At 64.7% G+C, this 16,984-nt stretch carries 14 protein-coding genes and 1 tRNA gene; 7 read left to right on the top strand and 8 right to left on the bottom strand.

Annotated features, from left to right (window positions below):
• The first annotated feature begins 8 nt into the window (after positions 1 to 8).
• From HV766_RS24325 to HV766_RS24305, 5 genes are all read left to right on the top strand, one after another.
• A complete protein-coding gene (locus tag HV766_RS24325) occupies positions 9 to 1,409 on the top strand; it encodes an acetyl-CoA carboxylase biotin carboxylase subunit (protein WP_175181978.1) in 1,401 nt (466 codons plus the stop codon).
• Complete coding sequence (locus HV766_RS24320) at positions 1,406 to 2,278, top strand: 5-oxoprolinase subunit B family protein (protein ID WP_175181977.1); 873 nt, start codon at positions 1,406 to 1,408, stop codon at positions 2,276 to 2,278. Before HV766_RS24325 ends, HV766_RS24320 begins: the two co-directional genes overlap by 4 nt.
• The gene (locus HV766_RS24315; RefSeq protein WP_054457871.1) at positions 2,271 to 3,260 is read left to right on the top strand and encodes a 5-oxoprolinase subunit C family protein; all 990 of its coding nucleotides are present in this window, start codon (positions 2,271 to 2,273) and stop codon (positions 3,258 to 3,260) included. The genes HV766_RS24320 and HV766_RS24315 overlap by 8 nt, the downstream gene beginning before the upstream one ends.
• 137 nt (positions 3,261 to 3,397) lie before the next feature.
• Positions 3,398 to 4,726, top strand: coding sequence for a purine-cytosine permease family protein (locus tag HV766_RS24310; RefSeq protein WP_175181976.1), 1,329 nt, complete (start codon positions 3,398 to 3,400; stop codon positions 4,724 to 4,726).
• Between the two features lie 87 nt (positions 4,727 to 4,813).
• Positions 4,814 to 5,464 (top strand): HD domain-containing protein, encoded by a 651-nt coding sequence (locus HV766_RS24305; RefSeq protein ID WP_175181975.1) that lies wholly within the window; start codon positions 4,814 to 4,816, stop codon positions 5,462 to 5,464.
• Between the two features lie 66 nt (positions 5,465 to 5,530).
• Here the strand turns inward: HV766_RS24305 and HV766_RS24300 are convergent, their stop codons facing one another.
• Positions 5,531 to 6,367: an SDR family oxidoreductase gene (locus HV766_RS24300; protein ID WP_119450670.1), complete on the bottom strand. Its 837-nt coding sequence runs from the start codon at positions 6,365 to 6,367 to the stop codon at positions 5,531 to 5,533.
• Between the two features lie 518 nt (positions 6,368 to 6,885).
• On the opposite strand from HV766_RS24300, the gene HV766_RS24295 reads away from it, so the two are divergent.
• Entirely contained in the window at positions 6,886 to 7,455 is a 570-nt protein-coding gene (locus HV766_RS24295; RefSeq protein WP_254593355.1) for a TetR/AcrR family transcriptional regulator, read from the top strand.
• 60 nt (positions 7,456 to 7,515) lie between these two features.
• On the opposite strand, the gene HV766_RS24290 is transcribed toward HV766_RS24295, so the two are convergent.
• The 6 genes from HV766_RS24290 to ppk1 all read right to left on the bottom strand — a co-directional run bounded on the left by HV766_RS24290 (position 7,516) and on the right by ppk1 (position 14,104).
• Positions 7,516 to 7,592, bottom strand: a tRNA-Pro gene (locus tag HV766_RS24290).
• Between the two features lie 227 nt (positions 7,593 to 7,819).
• Positions 7,820 to 8,596: a phosphate ABC transporter ATP-binding protein PstB gene (gene pstB, locus HV766_RS24285; protein WP_006221056.1), complete on the bottom strand. Its 777-nt coding sequence runs from the start codon at positions 8,594 to 8,596 to the stop codon at positions 7,820 to 7,822.
• A gap of 48 nt (positions 8,597 to 8,644) precedes the next feature.
• Complete coding sequence (pstA, locus tag HV766_RS24280) at positions 8,645 to 9,499, bottom strand: phosphate ABC transporter permease PstA (RefSeq protein WP_082400756.1); 855 nt, start codon at positions 9,497 to 9,499, stop codon at positions 8,645 to 8,647.
• A gap of 26 nt (positions 9,500 to 9,525) precedes the next feature.
• Positions 9,526 to 10,542, bottom strand: a complete 1,017-nt coding sequence (gene pstC / locus HV766_RS24275) for a phosphate ABC transporter permease subunit PstC (protein ID WP_054451356.1) — start codon at positions 10,540 to 10,542, stop codon at positions 9,526 to 9,528.
• A 155-nt stretch (positions 10,543 to 10,697) separates the two neighbouring features.
• The gene (gene pstS / locus HV766_RS24270; RefSeq protein ID WP_054451357.1) at positions 10,698 to 11,738 is read right to left on the bottom strand and encodes a phosphate ABC transporter substrate-binding protein PstS; all 1,041 of its coding nucleotides are present in this window, start codon (positions 11,736 to 11,738) and stop codon (positions 10,698 to 10,700) included.
• Between the two features lie 290 nt (positions 11,739 to 12,028).
• Entirely contained in the window at positions 12,029 to 14,104 is a 2,076-nt protein-coding gene (gene ppk1, locus HV766_RS24265) for a polyphosphate kinase 1 (protein ID WP_054451358.1), read from the bottom strand.
• Between the two features lie 220 nt (positions 14,105 to 14,324).
• Here ppk1 and ppx point away from each other — a divergent pair, with 220 nt between their 5' ends.
• The gene (ppx, locus tag HV766_RS24260; RefSeq protein WP_054451359.1) at positions 14,325 to 15,812 is read left to right on the top strand and encodes an exopolyphosphatase; all 1,488 of its coding nucleotides are present in this window, start codon (positions 14,325 to 14,327) and stop codon (positions 15,810 to 15,812) included.
• Between the two features lie 181 nt (positions 15,813 to 15,993).
• Here the strand turns inward: ppx and HV766_RS24255 are convergent, their stop codons facing one another.
• A complete protein-coding gene (locus HV766_RS24255; protein WP_054451360.1) occupies positions 15,994 to 16,800 on the bottom strand; it encodes a GNAT family N-acetyltransferase in 807 nt (268 codons plus the stop codon).
• Positions 16,801 to 16,984: the final 184 nt, after the last annotated feature.

The raw sequence follows: 16,984 nt of genomic DNA, 5'->3' as shown, positions 1-16,984 counted from the left end.
GCCGCGCCATGTCCGATACCCATCTTCCCTACCGGCCGCGCAACATCCACAAGGTGCTGGTGGCCAACCGCGGCGAAATCGCCTTGCGCATCATCCGCGCCGCCCGCGAACTGGGCATGCGCACCGTGGCCGTATACAGCGAAGCGGACCGAGACGCGCTGGCCACGCGCATGGCCGACGAAGCGGTGCTCATCGGCCCCTCGCACGCGACGCGCAGCTATCTGAACACCGAAGCGCTGCTGGAGGCCGCCCGCAGCACCGGCGCCCAGGCAGTACATCCCGGCTACGGCTTCCTGTCGGAAAACGCGGCATTCGCGCAGGCCGTGAGCGACGCCGGCCTGATCTTCGTCGGGCCCGATGCCGCCACCATCCGCACGATGGGCGACAAGGCGGCGGCGCGCGCCTGCGCCCAGGCGACCGGCGTGCCGACGGTGCCTGGCAGCGAAGGCGTGCTGTCATCGCTGGACGAAGCCCTGCCCCATGCCGCCATCATTGGCTACCCGCTCATGATCAAGGCAGCCGCGGGCGGCGGCGGGCGCGGCATACGCGTGGTGCGCGACGAAGCCGAACTGCGCGCGCAGATGCCGCAGGCCCAGGCCGAGGCGCAGGCGGCCTTCGGCGAAGCCGGCGTATACCTGGAGCGCTATCTGCCGCGCGCGCGGCACATCGAAGTGCAGGTTCTGGGCGACGGCAGCAACGCCGTCCACCTGTATGAACGCGAATGCTCCCTGCAACGGCGCCGGCAGAAGGTATTGGAAGAAGCGCCCTCTCCCGCCCTGAACCCCGCCACCCGGCAGAAGCTGTGCGAATCGGCGGCGCAACTGGCGCGCTCGGTCGGGTACCGGGGAGCGGGCACGCTGGAGTATCTGTACGACGACAGCCGCGGCGCCGGCGAGTTCTACTTCATCGAGATGAACACCCGCATCCAGGTCGAGCACCCCATCACCGAAGCCATCACGGGCGTGGACCTGGTGCGCGAAATGCTGCGCATCGCCGACGGCGAACCCCTGCGCTTACGCCAGCAGGACATCGCCATTCGCGGCGCAGCGATCGAATGCCGCATCAACGCCGAAGACCCCAAGCGCAACTTCGCGCCCAGCCCTGGCCGGGTGGAACACGTGCGCTGGCCCGGCGGGCCCGGCGTGCGCGTGGACTCGATGCTGTATCCGGGCTGCTCCGTGCCGCCCTACTATGACTCGCTGCTGGCCAAGCTGATCGTCTGGGACGAGAGCCGCGCGGCGGCGCTGGCGCGCATGGCGCGCGCGCTCGACGAAGTGGAACTGACGGGCGTGCATTCAACGCTGGCCCTGCACCGCGAACTGCTGGAGGATGCGGACGTGCTGGCGGGCCGCTACCACACCAATTATCTTGAAGCCTGGATGCAAAGGGACCGGGAGGAAAACCAATGAGCTTGCGCTACACCCATGGCGGCGACGAGTTCATCTTCGTCGAGATCAGCGAGGACATGTCGCTGGAATCCTTCTTCAAGGGCATGGCGATCACGCGGGCGCTGCGCGAACGCGCGGTCGACGGCGTGACCGAGATATGCCCGGCCAACGCGTCCTATCAAGTACGGTACGACCCCGACCGCATCGCGCCGGACGCCCTGCTGGCCCTGCTGCGCGAACTGGAGGCGGGCATAGACCTGGCCAACCTGACGCTGGCCACCCGCATCATCGAAGTGCCGGTGTACTACAACGACCCCTGGACCCACGAGACCCTGATGCGGTTTCGCGAAAGGCACCAGGATCCGGAATCCACCGACCTGGAGTACGCGGCCCGCATCAACGGCCACGACTCGGTGCAGGGCTTCATCGACGCCCACTCCGGTTCGCCCTGGTTCGTGTCCATGGTGGGCTTCGTGGCCGGGTTGCCCTTCATGTACCAGATGGTGGAACGCGACCGCCAGCTGCAGGTTCCCAAATACCTGCGCCCCCGCACCGATACTCCCAAACACACGGTGGGACACGGCGGCTGCTTCGGCTGCATCTATTCGGTACGCGGCGCGGGCGGCTACCAGATGTTCGGCGTCACGCCAGCACCCATCTTCGAACCTGCCCAGCGCCAGGCGCATCTGCGCGATTCGATGGTGTTTTTCCGCCCGGGCGACATCGTGAAGTTCAAGCCCATCACCCGCGACGAGTACGACCAGGCCACGGCGCAGGTCGAGGCCGGCAGCTTCGACCTGCGCATCCGGCCCGTGTCGTTCTCGCTGGCCGAGTTCCAGCGCGCGCCCGATGCCTGCAACGCCCAACTGCTGGAGACGCTCCATGCCTAACGATCCCATCATCGAAGTCATCAAGCCCGGCCTGGCCACTTCGGTGCAGGACACGGGCCGCCTAGGCCACTACCACCTGGGCATACCGCCGTCCGGCGCGCTCGATCAGTACGCGCTGGCCGCCGCCAACCTGCTGGTGGGCAATGCCGCCGGCGACGCGGTGCTGGAATGCACGCTGCTCGGCCCGGAGCTGTTGTTCCACCGCACCGCCGTGATTGCCGTGACGGGCGCCAGCATGATCCCCAAGATCGACGGCGTGGCGCAGGCCTGCAATGTGGCGCTGGCGGTGCAGGCCGGCAGCCGGCTGTCGTTCGACTTCGTGCAGGCCGGCGCCCGCGCCTGCCTGGCGGTCGCGGGCGGCATCGACGTCCCTGTGGTCCTGGGCAGCCGCTCGACCTACGCGCTGGGCGCTATCGGCGGGCACGAAGGCCGCAAGCTGCAGGCCGGCGACCGGCTGGCGGTGGGCCGGGCGTCCATCCGCACGCGCGTGGGCCGCGAACTGCCGGCCGCGTTGGCCGAGGCCCCGCCCAAGACGCAGACGCTGCGCGTGCTTCCGGGTCTATACGATCACCGCCTGGAGCCAGAATCCGCCGCCACTTTCTATGAAGACGCCTGGACCGTGACCTCCGAGGCCGATCGCATCGGCTACCGCTACAAGCAGGGCCGCCCGCTACGCTTTCGCGCCCGCGAGCAACCTTTCGGCGCGGGCGCCGATCCGTCGAACATCGTCGACGCCTGCTATCCCATCGGCTCCATCCAGGTGCCTGCGGGCGTGGAACCCATCATCCTGCATCGCGATGCGGTGTCCGGCGGCGGCTACGCCATGATAGGCACGGTCATCAGCGCCGACCTGGACAAGGTCGGTCAGATGCAGCCCAACCAGAGCGCCCATTTCGAGCGGGTGACGCTGGAGCAGGCGGTGGCCGCAAGGCGCGACTACCGCGCCCGCTTCGAGCGGCTGCATCAGGCGCTCAGCGGCTGATCCTCGGGGCGCGGCCGGTCCGCGCCCTTCTCCCGGTTTTTCTTATATCCCGGCCTTGCCCCCTGGCAAGGCCGGTGGGCGACCCGCGCCCGTTCCGCAGTCGAACCGCAGCATCCGATCCCGCCAGGAGATCCGACATGGCCAACATGACCCCACGCAAACCGTCCGATGAGACGGACAACTCGCTGCATGCCGTCGCCGACAGCGACCGCATGCCCCGCTACGCCCTCACCATGGCCTGGTGGGCCGTGTGCAGCGCCGTGTTTTACATCGTCGTCGGCGCCACGCTGGCGCTGAAATACGGCGCCCGCAACGCCATCATCGGCATGGTGCTGTCGGTGATCAGCTACGGGCTGATCAACGGCGTCATCAGCCGCTACGCCATCCGCAGCGGCCTGTCGGTGGCGCTGTTCTCGCGCCGGCTCTTCGGCACCTCGGGCGCGGCGCTGGCCACCCTGATCTTCTTCGCCACCGCCATCTACTACGCGGTGTTCGAAGGCGCGGTGATGTCGGTCGCGGCGCATCATCTTTATCCTGTCGTGCCGTACTGGCTGGTGGCGCTGGTGGTGGTCATCTACAGCGTGCTGTTGATCTTCGGCAGCGTGCAAACATGGCTCGACAAGTTCAACGGCGTGCTGCTGCCCTTCTATTTGCTGGGGTTGTTGCTGGCCGTGGTGATGGCGACGCAGGAATACGGCTACAGCGATGCCTGGCTGTCATTCGGTCCGCCCGAAGGCCCGGTCCCCGGCGGTTGGTGGGACGCCTTCGTGTACTACATGGGCGTATGGGTCCTGATGATGTTCACCTTCGACTATGCCCGCTTCGGCAAGCGCGAAGACCAGACCTACCATAGCCGCTACAACTTCGGCATGCCCTTCTATCTGGTGACCTTCCTGCTCAACGGCGTGGCCGGCATCTATCTGGTCAGCACCATCCCCAGCGACGCCGCGCTGTCGGAAGTGTCGGTGGTGCTGGCGCTGCTCAAGCTGATGGGCCTGGGCGGATTGCTGTTCGTGTGGATCACGCAGACCCGCATCAACACCGCCAACTACTACCTGGCCACCATCAACATGCAGGCATTCTTCGCGCGCTGGCCGGGCATGCGCTGGCCCAAGGCGATGTGGGCGGTCATCGTGGGCGCGGTGACGTATGCGCTGATGCTGCTGGACGTGTTCTCGTATCTGCTGCAGGCGCTCGCCTACCAGGGCATCTTTGTGGTGTCGTGGGTGGCGGTGGCGCTGGTGCACATTCTGGGCGACCAGGAGTCCGCGCCGCAACATGGCGGGGCCGCCTTCAACCGCGCTGGCCTGGCCGGCTGGTTCGCAGGCGCGATCTGCGGCCTGGCGCTGATGCACACGGAGGGTTTCGCGGCGACGCTGGCCGCGCCGGCCAGCTTCGTGGTGTCGGCGCTGGTGTACCGGATCTGCTCCATGGCGGCGGCACGGATGCAGGCGCAGGGCGGCTAAGGCCGCGCTGCGGGCCGCGCGGCAAAACGCCCGGCCCGAAAACGTCCTGTGTACACTTTCCGCTGGTCCCGAAGCTGGCGGAAGAAAATGAAGATGCGCGAAGATTTGGCGGCATTGCGGCCGCAGCTCATACTGATCGCCCAGAGCGCGGATACCGGTGACGGCGCCCATGACCTGAGCCATCTGGAACGCGTATGGAAGGCCGCCAACAGCATGCTGGCGCACCACCCCGAAGCCGACGCCATGGTGGTCATGGCCGCCAGTTACCTGCATGACCTTGTCAACCTGCCCAAGAACCATCCCGACCGGGCGCGCGCATCGGCCATGGCGGCTGACGAGGCCGTGCGTGAGCTGCAGGCCGCCGGCTATCCCTCAACCAAGCTCGCAGCCGTCCATCATGCCATCGAGGCCCACAGCTACTCCGCCAACATCCCGCCCCGGACCATCGAGGCCCGCATCGTGCAGGATGCCGACCGCCTGGATGCGCTTGGACCGGTGGGACTGGCCCGCATGTTCCATGTCGGCGGGCAACTGGGGCGGGCGCTTGCGCACCCCACCGACCCCATGGGCACGCATCGGCAACTGGACGACGGCGCCTACGCGCTGGATCACATCGAATTGAAGCTCGCACGCATCGCGGGAACCATGCAGACGGATGGCGGCCGCGCGCTTGCTGCCACGCGGCTGGACTGGATACGGCGGTTTCGTGATGAGTTCGTGGCAGATTGGTCGGCCTGATTCAGGTCCCCGCCCACGCCATCAATTGGCAGGCTGGCGGCGCCTGGCCGACAAACCACGGATCCATCACAGCACGAAGCAATCCGCCGAAGCGCGCACCGTCATGTCGCTGACCGAAACGCCCCATGGTTGATCGATGGCAAGCAGGATCGCGTCGGCGATCGAGTCAGGCTCCACCGGCATATGCGACAGGCTCTCCGGATCGCGGAGATCAGGCGGCAGGGCCCCTTCCTGCAGGCCCTTTACCATTGCCATGAACTGCTCCATGTTGTTCCCGACTCTCCCGACGGCGGCAGCGTGGTTGGCTACGGACCCGCCAAGTCCGGTGTTGGGCACTCCGGTGGGGCTGATGGTCGTCACCTTGATCTTCCCGCGCGCCTCCGTCCTCACGGCTTCCGACATGAAATCGACTGCGGCTTTGGTGGCGCCGTAGATTGCCGCGCCCACTGCGGGGAAGTCCCCATAGATGGACGAGATGTTGATGAAGTGGCCCCGCCCCTGAAAGATCATCGCATCGTGGGCGGCAATCATGCCATTGAACACGCCCCTCATATTGATGTCGATACAACGCATCCAGGCATCGTAGGCACGCGAGTGATCCGCGACAAAAGCCAGCGGCATGATGCCTGCATTGTTGAGCATTACGTCAATCGAACCATAGCGCTGCACGCTGGCGCCGACGAGGCCTCTCAGGTCATCCAGAATGCGGACATCCGCGGCTAGGGCCTGCGCCCGGCCGCCCGCCGCGGTAATGCGTGCGACGGTTTCCGCCGCAGCGTCCGCGTCGATATCGCCGCACGTCACCAGCGCGCCACGGGCGGCGGCCTGCTGCGCGACTTGGCGTCCAAAGCCGCCGCCTGCCCCGGTAATGACGATGGTCTTGCCTGAGATGTAATCGCTCATGATTCTCTTCTCCAATGCCGCTATGCGAGGAGCCGCGCCATGCCGCATCGCCGCCGTGCGCATGACCTGCCGTTGCATCCACGCAAGTCGCGGACTGATCCGTGGGATACGGCAGAGCTGGCAGGAGGACCAACCCATGGCCATATTTCGTTGTCACACAATAATTAGAATTCTAATTCTATTATTGGAAGGTACTTGAGGCCCTTCAACGCGAGGTTTCCCTAGGCCGAGATCAGTGCTGGGCCAAGCACCTGTGACCGCCGTTCGTCCTGCAAACAACCTCCCCGTTATGACGTGGCAGCAACAGGCGCTTGATCGATAAGAGAGCGCATCTGCTACGGCATAATGTGGCACTTCAGGTTTGGATAGATGTTGTCATGGCAGCCCCTCCATCGCAGAAAACAACTACCAAGACAACGCGCGCTTCCAGGGAGCGGAAAGCCGCTCGCCCGGTCGCCCAATCACCGGGCGTTCCGCGTCCTCCCCGTCAGTTACGCAGCGAGGAGTCCCTGGCCAGGATGATCCGCGCCGGCCGCGAATTGATAGAACGGCACGCCAACCTGGACCTGGTACTGATTGGTGACGTGATACGTCTCGCGGACACATCCATCGGCGCGTTCTATGGCCGTTTCCAGGACAAAGAGACCTTTCTTGCGGCAGTCCTGGACGCTGCCGTCACGGAAAGCAAAGCGCAAGCCGATAATCTTGTCCGCCAAGACGCCGTCTGGACCGAAGGCACCGCCTCGGATATCGTCGCAGCCATGGTGGATTTTTACGTCGATGGCTGCCGCGAAAGCCAGGGGACTTTCAAGGCCGTGCTACAGGATTTCTCGATGGCCGAACGAGAATCGAGTCCGTTGGTCATCTTGAATCGCCATATGCATGCCCTGTTCGTGCCGGCCTTGGCTCGAAAAATGCCGGTCCAGGCGGGCGTGGACACAGAATTGGAAATCCAGATCGCCATGCAGATGCTGCTGGGAACGCTCAGTGCCATGATGCTGACGGACCCGGGTCCAATGCGCCTCCCGGATGATGCAATCAAGCAGCTGCTGACGGAAAGGATGCGGCGGATGCTGCGCTTGACCTGAGGGTCGGCCCGGAAATAGCAAAAGGCCGTCAGCGACATATCGCTGACGGCCTTTCTTCATTGGTCGGGGCGGTGGGATTCGAACTCACGACCCTCTGCTCCCAAAGCAGATGCGCTACCAGGCTGCGCTACGCCCCGAAGGGTGGCAACTATACCAGATCCCGGCCCGGTTGGCCTATGCGGCTGGGCCTGCGGGGCTGTTACGCGCTGGCGGGGATGTTCATGGTGCTGATTCCCGGCCGCCATGCGGGCAACGTCCAGGAGCAGCCCCGGCGGGCTCCGAGCAGGTGCTGCTGTAACAGCAAATGAAAAACGGCGCGCTGTCCGAACAGCGCGCCGCCATTTGCAGAGCCGAAACGCGGCGGTCAGCCGAAGCGGCCCGTGATGTAGTCTTCCGTTTCCTTGCGCGAAGGCTTCACGAAGATCTGGTCGGTCTGGCCGAATTCCATCAGCTCGCCCAGGTACATGTAGGCGGTGTAGTCCGAGCAGCGCGCGGCCTGCTGCATGTTGTGCGTCACGATGACGACGGTGTAGTCGTTCTTCAGTTCGGCGATCAGCTCTTCGATCTTGGCGGTCGAAATCGGGTCCAGCGCCGAGCACGGCTCGTCCAGCAACAGCACTTCCGGCTTGATGGCCACGCCGCGCGCGATGCACAGGCGCTGTTGCTGGCCGCCCGACAGGCTGTTGCCGCTCTGGTGCAGCTTGTCCTTCACTTCGTTCCACAGCGCGGCCTTGCTCAGGGCCCATTCCACGCGCTCGTCCATTTCACCCTTGGACAGGCGCTCGAACAAGCGCACGCCGAAGGCGATGTTGTCGTAGATGCTCATGGGGAACGGCGTGGGCTTCTGGAACACCATGCCGACCTTGGCGCGGATCAGCGAGATGTCGGTCTTGGCCGTCAGCAAGTTTTCGCCGTCCAGGATGATTTCGCCCTCGGCGCGCTGGCCGGGGTAGAGCTCGAACATGCGGTTGAAGGTGCGCAGCAGCGTGGACTTGCCGCAGCCGGACGGGCCGATGAAGGCCGTGACCTTCTTCTCCTGGATCGACATGTTCACATTGCGGATCGCATGGAACTTGCCGTAGTAGAAGTTCAGGTTCTTGACCTCGATCTTGTTCTTGACGGCGGTAGCGGTGTTTTCCATTTGGTTTCCCTTGGCTCCGGCGCGCCCGGCGCGCCGGCATAGCGATCTTTACTTGCGGAACATGTTGCGGGCGATGATGTTGATGCCCAGCACCAGCAGCGTAATCAGGGTGGCGCCGGCCCAGGCCAGGTTGTTCCAGTCCTTGAAGGGGCTGGCGGCGTACTGGTAGATCACGACCGGCAGGTTGGCCATCGGGCCGTTCATGTTCAAGGACATGAACTGGTTCGACAGCGCGGTGAACAGCAGCGGCGCGGTTTCACCCGAGATGCGGGCGATGGCCAGCAGCACGCCGGTGATGATGCCGGTCTTAGCGGCGCGATAGCACACCATGGTGATCATGCGCCACTTGGGGCAGCCCAGCGCGGCAGCGGCTTCGCGCAGGCTGTTGGGCACCAGCAGCAGCATGTTGTCGGTGGTGCGCACCACCACCGGAATCACCAGGATGGACAGCGCGATGGCGCCGGCCCAGCCCGAGTAGTGCCCCACCTGGGCCACGTACACGGCGTAGATGAACAGGCCGATGATGATGGACGGGGCCGACAGCAGCACGTCGTTCAGGAAGCGCGTGGCCGGCGCCAGCCAGCCGCGCTGGCCGTATTCGGCCAGGTAGGTGCCGGCCAGGATGCCGACGGGCGTGCCGATGAGCGTGCCCACGCCAGCCATCATCACGCTGCCGAAGATGGCGTTGATGAGACCGCCGGTCTGCCCGGGCGGCGGCGTGATCTCGGTGAAGAGCGTGTACGACAGCGCGGGCGCGCCCTTCATCAACAGCGTCAGAATGATCCAGAACAGCCAGAACAGCCCGAACACCAGGGTGCCCAGCGACACGGTCAGCATGATGCGGTTGACTACGCGGCGCCGGCGATAGGTGCCGTTCTGCATATTGAGTACGGATACAGCCATGATCTTTTCCTTGTGCTCGCGGCGCGTCAGGTTTTCTTGCCTTCACTGGCGGACAAGCGAACCAGCAGCATCTTGGCCAGCGCGAGCACGATGGTCGTGATCAGGAACAGGATCAGGCCCAGTTCCAGCAGCGCCGACTTCTGTATGCCGCCCGCTTCATTGAATTCGTTGGCCAGCGCCGAAGCGATCGAGTTGCCCGGCGAGAACAGCGAACCGGACCACTTGAAGGCGTTGCCGATGACGAAGGTCACCGCCATGGTTTCGCCAAGCGCGCGGCCCAGGCCCAGCATGATGCCGCCGATGACGCCCGACTTGGTGTAGGGCAGCACCACGCGCCACATCACTTCCCAGGTCGTGCTGCCCAGGCCGTAGGCGGATTCCTTGAGCATCGCCGGCACCAGTTCGAACACGTCGCGCATCACCGCGGCGATGAACGGGATGATCATGATCGAGAGGATCAGGCCGGCCGTGAAGATGCCGATGCCGAAGGGCGGCCCCGCGAAGATGCCGCCGATCACGGGCAGGCTGCCCAATGTGGCGATCATGAAGGGCTGCACATACTGCTGGAACACGGGGACGAAGACGAACAGGCCCCACATGCCGTAGATGATGGACGGAATCGCCGCCAGCATTTCGACCGCTGTGCCCAGGGGGCGGCGCAGCCAGGTGGGCGACAGTTCGGTCAGGAAGATGGCGATGCCGAAGGACACGGGCACGGCGATGATCAGGGCGATGGCCGAGGTCAGCAGCGTACCGATGATGGGCACCACGGCGCCGTAGTTCGAATTGACCGGATCCCAGTCGTTGAGCCAGAGGAACGACAGGCCATACTTGGCCAGCGATTCGCGGCTGCCGTAGATCAGGGAAACAAGAATCGCCGCCAGCAGGATGAACACCAGGAAGGCGAACAGGCGGGTCAGGTTCTTGAATAGCGCATCCATCAGCGCGTTTTTGTTTTGCTTCATAGGCGAAGGCGTGCCGGTAGTCACGGAGTCCGCCACGCTGGGCGAAAGCGGCACACTATTATCCATTACCGCGCTCATGGATGGACTTTCCTTAGGAAACCAGGGGAGAAACTTCGAAGGTCTTGCGGCGGACCGCCGCCAGCATCCCGTATCCGGAACGCCAGCGGCGGCCGCTGTGGATTGCGCGCGACGGAGATTGGCATTGTCAGCCGGCCTCCCTCGCGCTCAAGCCTTTATTGCCAGACGGCCTTGCCGTCGGCGGCCTTGACTTCGCCCCAGGCGGCGCGGATTTCCTTGGTCACGGCTTCCGGCAGCGGCACGTAGTCCATGGCTTCAGCCGACTTGGCGCCGTTCTTGAAGGCCCAGTCGAAGAATTCCAGCACGGCCTTGCCCTGCGCCGGCTTGTCTTGCGACTTGTGGACCAGGATGAAGGTGGCGGCGGTGACGGGCCAGGAATCGGCGCCCGGCTCGTCGGTCAGGACCACGCCCATGCCCGGCGCGCTCTTCCAGTCGGCGTTGGCGGCCGCGGCTGCGAACGCCTTCTGTTCCGGCTGGACGAACTTGCCGTCCTTGTTCTGCAGTTGCGTCCAGGCCAGCTTGTTCTGCTTGGCGTAGGCGTATTCCACGTAGCCGATCGAGTTCTTCAGCTGGCCGACGTAGGCGGCGACGCCTTCGTTGCCCTTGCCGCCCTGACCCACGGGCCACTTGACGGCCTTGCCTTCGCCCACGGTCGACTTCCAGTCCGGCGACACCTTGGACAGGTAGTTGGTCCAGCCGAAGGTGGTGCCCGAGCCGTCCGAGCGGTGCACGACGATGATGTCGGCGGCCGGCAGCTTCAGGTCGGGGTTCAGCGCCTTGATGGCAGCGTCGTCCCACTTCTTGATCTTGCCCAGGAAGATGTCGGCCAGGACCTTGCCCGACAGCTTCAGCTTGCCGGGTTCGACGCCGTCGATGTTCACCACGGCAACCGTGCCGCCGATGACGGCCGGGAATTGCAGCAGGCCGTTCTTTTCCAGATCGGCAGCCTTCATGGGATCGTCCGAAGCGCCGAAATCGACGGTCTTGGCGATGATTTGTTGCTGACCGCCGCCCGAACCGATGGACTGGTAGTTGACGGCGCTATTGGTGGCGGCCTTGTAGTCGGAGGCCCACTTGGCGTAGATCGGGTACGGGAACGAAGCGCCGGCGCCGGTCACGTCGGCGGCCTGGACGGCAAATACGGCGGCGCTCAGCGCGACGCCCAGGGAAACTTGTTTGAAGACACGTTTGAACATCAGGGTTCCTTCTGTGCTCGTTGGAGGAGTCTGGCAGGCTTGGAAAACTGCCTGTCTTTCAGCGACCCTCGAATAATAGAAGTCCCACATGACAGGATAGTGACAGTCATGATCCCCCCGAGGCGCTGCGCGCCTCCCTCCCAGGGGGCGCCGGTGGCGGACCGGCGCGGAGCCGGATCCGCGCGGCCTGGATCTGGGGAGGATTTGCCTCGAACGCCGCCACCCTAAAAAGGGGGACGAACATATGGGAGGCCTTGCTTCGAAAACCGCCCCGGTCGGGGCGGCAGGCGTTACACGCCCAGCTTCTGCATCAGGTACTGGTGCACGTTGAAGGGCTCGCGACGGCTCTTGACGCGGGTGTAGTCGCCGTCGGGCAGTTGCTGCCAGGCCAGCTGGTTGTCGCGCAGGGCGTAGGTGAAGGCTTCGTCGATGACGCGCTTCTTCAGGGTCTTGTCGTAGATCGGGAAAGCGATCTCTACCCGGCGGAAGAAGTTGCGATCCATCCAGTCGGCCGACGACAGGTACACGGTTTCTTCGCCCTCGGCGTAGAAGTAGAAGACCCGCGAATGCTCCAGGAAGCGGCCGACGATGGAACGCACCCGGATGTTCTCGGACAGCCCCGGCACGCCGGCGCGCAATGCGCATACGCCGCGCACGATCAGGTCGATCTTCACGCCGGCCTGACCGGCCTTGTAAAGCTCTTCGATGATCTGTTCTTCCAAGAGCGAGTTCATCTTGGCCATGATGCGCGAACGCTTGCCGGCCTTGGCCGCGCGGGCCTCGGCGCGGATCAGCGCCACCATGCCGTCGTGCATGGTGAAGGGTGACTGCATCAGCGCCTTGAGCGAACGGCGCGCGCCCAGCCCGGTCAGCTGCGCGAACACCTTGTCCATGTCCTCGCACAGCTTAGGATCGGCGGTCAGCAAGCCGAAGTCGGTGTACAGGCGCGCCGTGCGCGGGTGGTAGTTGCCGGTGCCCAGGTGGGCATAGCGGCGCAGCCGCCCTTTTTCGCGGCGCAACACCACGGCCATCTTGGCGTGCGTCTTGTGCGCCACCACGCCGTACACGACGTGCGCCCCCACCTCTTCCAGCTTGGAAGCCCAGTTGATGTTGGTCTGCTCGTCGAAGCGGGCCATCAGCTCCACCACCACCGTCACCTCCTTGCCGGCGCGCGCGGCGGCCAGCAGGATCTTCATCAGCTCGGAGTCCTCGCCGGTGCGGTAGATGGTCTGCTTGATCGCCATGACGTCCGGATCCAGCGCGGCGGCGGTCAGGAAGTCGATGACGGGTTGGAACGACTGGTAGGGATGGTGCAGCAGGCGGTCCTGCTCGGCCACGGCCTCGAACAGTTCGGCCGGCTTGTCGCCCACGCGGTCGAACGGCGCCGGCACGGGCGCGCGGTAATCCGGGAACAACAGATCCGGGCGCGAATCCGAGTTGCACAGCTGCATCAGGCGCGACAGATTCACCGGCCCCGGCACGCGGTACGTGTCCTCGGCCTTGAGCGAGAACTCGCGCTGCAGGAAGTGTTCCAGTTCGACCGGCGTCAGCTTGTCGATCTCCAGGCGCACGGCGGCGCCGAAGTTGCGCTGCGACAACTCGCCCTGCAAGGCGTGGCGCAGGTTGGTGACTTCTTCCTCGTCCACGAACAGGTCGCTGTTGCGCGTGACCCGCCACTGATAGCAGCCCAGCATTTCCAGGCCCGGGAAGAGCTCGCCGACAAAGGCGCGCAGCAGCGAGGTCAGCAGGATGTAGCCCTCGGGCTGGCCCGACAGCTCCTGCGGCATCTTGATCAGGCGCGGCAAGGCGCGCGGCGCCTGCACCACGGCGATCGAGGCTTGCCGGCCAAAGGCGTCGGCGCCCGACAGCGACACGATGAAGTTCAGGCTCTTGTTGTAGACCCGCGGAAACGGATGCGCCGGATCCAGTCCGATCGGGGTCAGCAGCGGCATCACGTCGCGATTGAAGACATCGCGCGCCCATTCCTGCTGCTGCGGATTCCATTCGGACGCGTGGTGCAACGAAATGCCCTCGGCGTGCATGGCCGGCAGGATCTCGTCGTTGAGCAGGTTGTACTGGCGGTTGACCAGTTCGTGCACCGCCTGCTGCACATTGTCGAACGCCTGGTCGGGCGTCATGCCGTCGGGCCCCACCAGATTCGGCGACTGGCGCTGCTGCTCCTTCAGGCTGGAAATCCGGATCTCGAAGAACTCATCCAGGTTGGAACTGACGATGCAGACGTAGCGCAGGCGTTCCAGCAAGGGAGTCTTGGGATTCTCCGCCATCGCCAGCACGCGTTCGTTGAATTTCAGCAGCGACAACTCGCGGTTCAGAAGCAAAGGCTCGGCAGGAGGGCGTGAGGGCATACCGGATTCCATACGTAGGGAGAGCGTGGAGTTTTACTGCAAAAAAGTGACGGTTCCATGACACAGCAGCAAATACGTAGCGTACGCCAAAACCGGGACGCATAGCAGGCGGATCAGATGCCGCAAACCCCTGTTCCATAAGAAAAAAAACGTGGGCGGGGGCGCTGTCACATGGGATCTCTATAATCGGGCCACCTCTCAGACAATATTTACGAGCCGCATGGATCAACTTCTGGCCGCGGTGGACCTCGGGTCCAACAGCTTCCGCCTCTCCATCGGACGCATCGTTCAACAGGACGGTACGCCCCAGATCTATCAGATCGACCGCCTCAAGGAAACCGTCCGGCTTGCGGCCGGCCTGGACTCCGAAAAGAGGCTGGGCGACGAGGCCATCGACAGGGCCATCGCCGTGCTGGAGCGCTTCGGCGACCGCCTGCGCAGCTTCCATCCCAACCGGGTCCGCGCCGTCGCCACCAACACGTTCCGCGTTGCCCGCAACACCCGCGATTTCCTGCCGCGCGCCGAAGCCGCACTGGGCTTTCCCATCGAAGTCATCGCCGGCCGCGAAGAGGCCCGCCTGATCTTCTCCGGCGTGGTCCACACCCTGCCCCCCTCGCCCAACAAGCGCCTGGTCATCGATATCGGCGGCGGCTCGACCGAGGTCATCATCGGCAAAGGCCACGAGCCCGGCCTGATGTCCTCGCTCTACATGGGTTGCGTCAGCTACAGCCGCCAGTTCTTCTCGGACGGCGTGGTGGACGCTCATCAGATGAAGCAGGCCGAGCTGGCCGCGCGCCGCGAGATCGAAGTCATCGCCAAGCAGTACCGCAAGATGGGCTGGAAGGAAGCCTACGGCTCCTCCGGCACGGCCAAGGCGCTGTTCGCCATCCTGACCGAATGCCGCTTCTCGGACCGAGGCATCACGCGCGCCGGCCTGAACAAGCTGAAGGACCGCATCATCCGCTCGGGCCGCGTCATCCCATCCGAACTGCCCGGCATCAAGATCGAACGCTCGGACGTGCTGCCCGGCGGCCTGGCCATCATGAGCGCCCTGTTCGACGAGCTGGGCATCGACGTCATGCACACCGGCGATGGCGCCTTGCGCCTGGGCGTGCTGTACGACCTGCTGGGCCGCGATGACGAGCATGACAAGCGCGATGAATCGGTGCGCCAGTTCATGAAGCGCTACCACGTCGACGTCAACCAGGCGCGTCGCGTGCACCACGCTGCGCTGACGCTGTTCGACGCCATGTTCCCGGATGGTCCGGAGCGCGCGGAGCTGCGCCCCGCGCTGGGCTGGGCGGCCGACCTGCACGAAGTGGGCCTGTCCATCGCCCACAATGCGTACCACAAGCACACCGCCTACGTGCTGGAAAACGCCGACATGCCCGGGTTCTCGCGCGCCGACCAGCAGTTGCTGGCGCTGCTTGCGCTCGGCCATCAGGGCAAGCTGACCAAGCTGGAACCGCTGGTGCGCTCGCGCCCGCAATGGAAGGCCATCCTCAGCCTGCGCCTGGCGGTGCTGCTGTTCCGCCGCCGCAATGAAATCGAACCGCTGCCGCTGACCGCGTCGGTGCGCGACAACTCGATCGTGGTGCGGGTCAACCGCGAATGGCTGGCGCAGCACCCCCTGAGCGACTTCACGCTGCGCGCGGAAGAAGCCGAGTGGAACAAGGTGGGCTTTTCGTTCGAACTGCTGGAGTTCTGAGGAACCAGCCGGGCGGCGCGCCCGCGCCGCCCTGTTCGGACCCCGCCCTGCGGGGCCGACGCGCTAGAACGGCGACAGATCGGTTTCGCGATCCAGCCGCTTGAGTTCCATGCGCAAGGGCCTGGTGGCCCGCCGTATCAACCTGATCTTCATGCGGCGGAACAGGCGGCGCATGGGGGTCTCAGCGCTGGACAGCGGCGGTTGCGGGCTGATCCAGCCCGAAATGGCGGCGGTAGCGCTCGTCCATGCGGTCCATCTTCAGCAGGACCGGGAAATCCGCGGCGTTGAAATCGGGGTCCCAGGCGGGCTCGCCACAGACCTTGGCGCCAAGCTTCAGATAGCCCTTGATCAGCGGCGGCACGCGCGCCGGCAGGGTGCTGTTGAGCTTCTCCACCGGATAGCGGTGCAGCGGCGTCACGCGCGGCTCATCGCCCTGCGGCAGCTGCTTGGAAATGGTGCGCCACACTTCGGCGGCCGTGACGCCGTCGTCGCGCAGGCTGACGCTGGCGCAGCCCAGCACGTACTGATAACCGCCCCGGCGCAGGTATTCGGCCAGGCCAGACCACAACAGCATGATCACGCCGCCGCTGCGGTAGTCGGGGTGGGTGCAAGAGCGGCCGACTTCGACCAGCTCGTCCTGGATGGAGCCCAGCCCGGACAGGTCGAACTCGGACTGCGAGTAATACCCGCCAGCCTCTCGCGCCTTTTCCGGCGTCAGGATCCGGTAGGTGCCGACTACGCGGCCCGTATCCAGCTCGCGGACCATCAGATGTTCGCAGAACGGATCGAAGCGATCATGCTCGATGCCGTCCTGGGCGTCGGGGAACACCGCGCCCATGTCCTCGGTGAAGACGTCGTAGCGCAGGCGTTGAATCTGCTCGATTTCTTCAGCGGTGCGCGCCAAGCCCACCACCAGCACCTTGGCGGCGGCGCCGGTCCAAGGTTCCGCGGCATTACGGCTCGGATTGATGCGTGCTAATTCCAGCATTGCGCGAAGCTCCTAGAGAGTCCAGCCAGTGTGGACGCCCTGTATGTCAAAGACTTGACCAATATGTTACGTGACTATGAAGTTTAGTCTGGAGCGAATAAATCAATCCTCCGCCCAAATCGACAAAACTTTACAAATCTATACAACCCTTGAACAAACAAAGGCCACCCGTCACGCGCCGGGT

This window comes from Achromobacter aegrifaciens (assembly GCF_902859735.1).
Lineage (GTDB): Bacteria > Pseudomonadota > Gammaproteobacteria > Burkholderiales > Burkholderiaceae_B > Achromobacter > Achromobacter aegrifaciens.
Note: the sequence above shows the minus strand (reverse complement) of the source record. Positions and strands in the feature narration are given on the sequence as shown.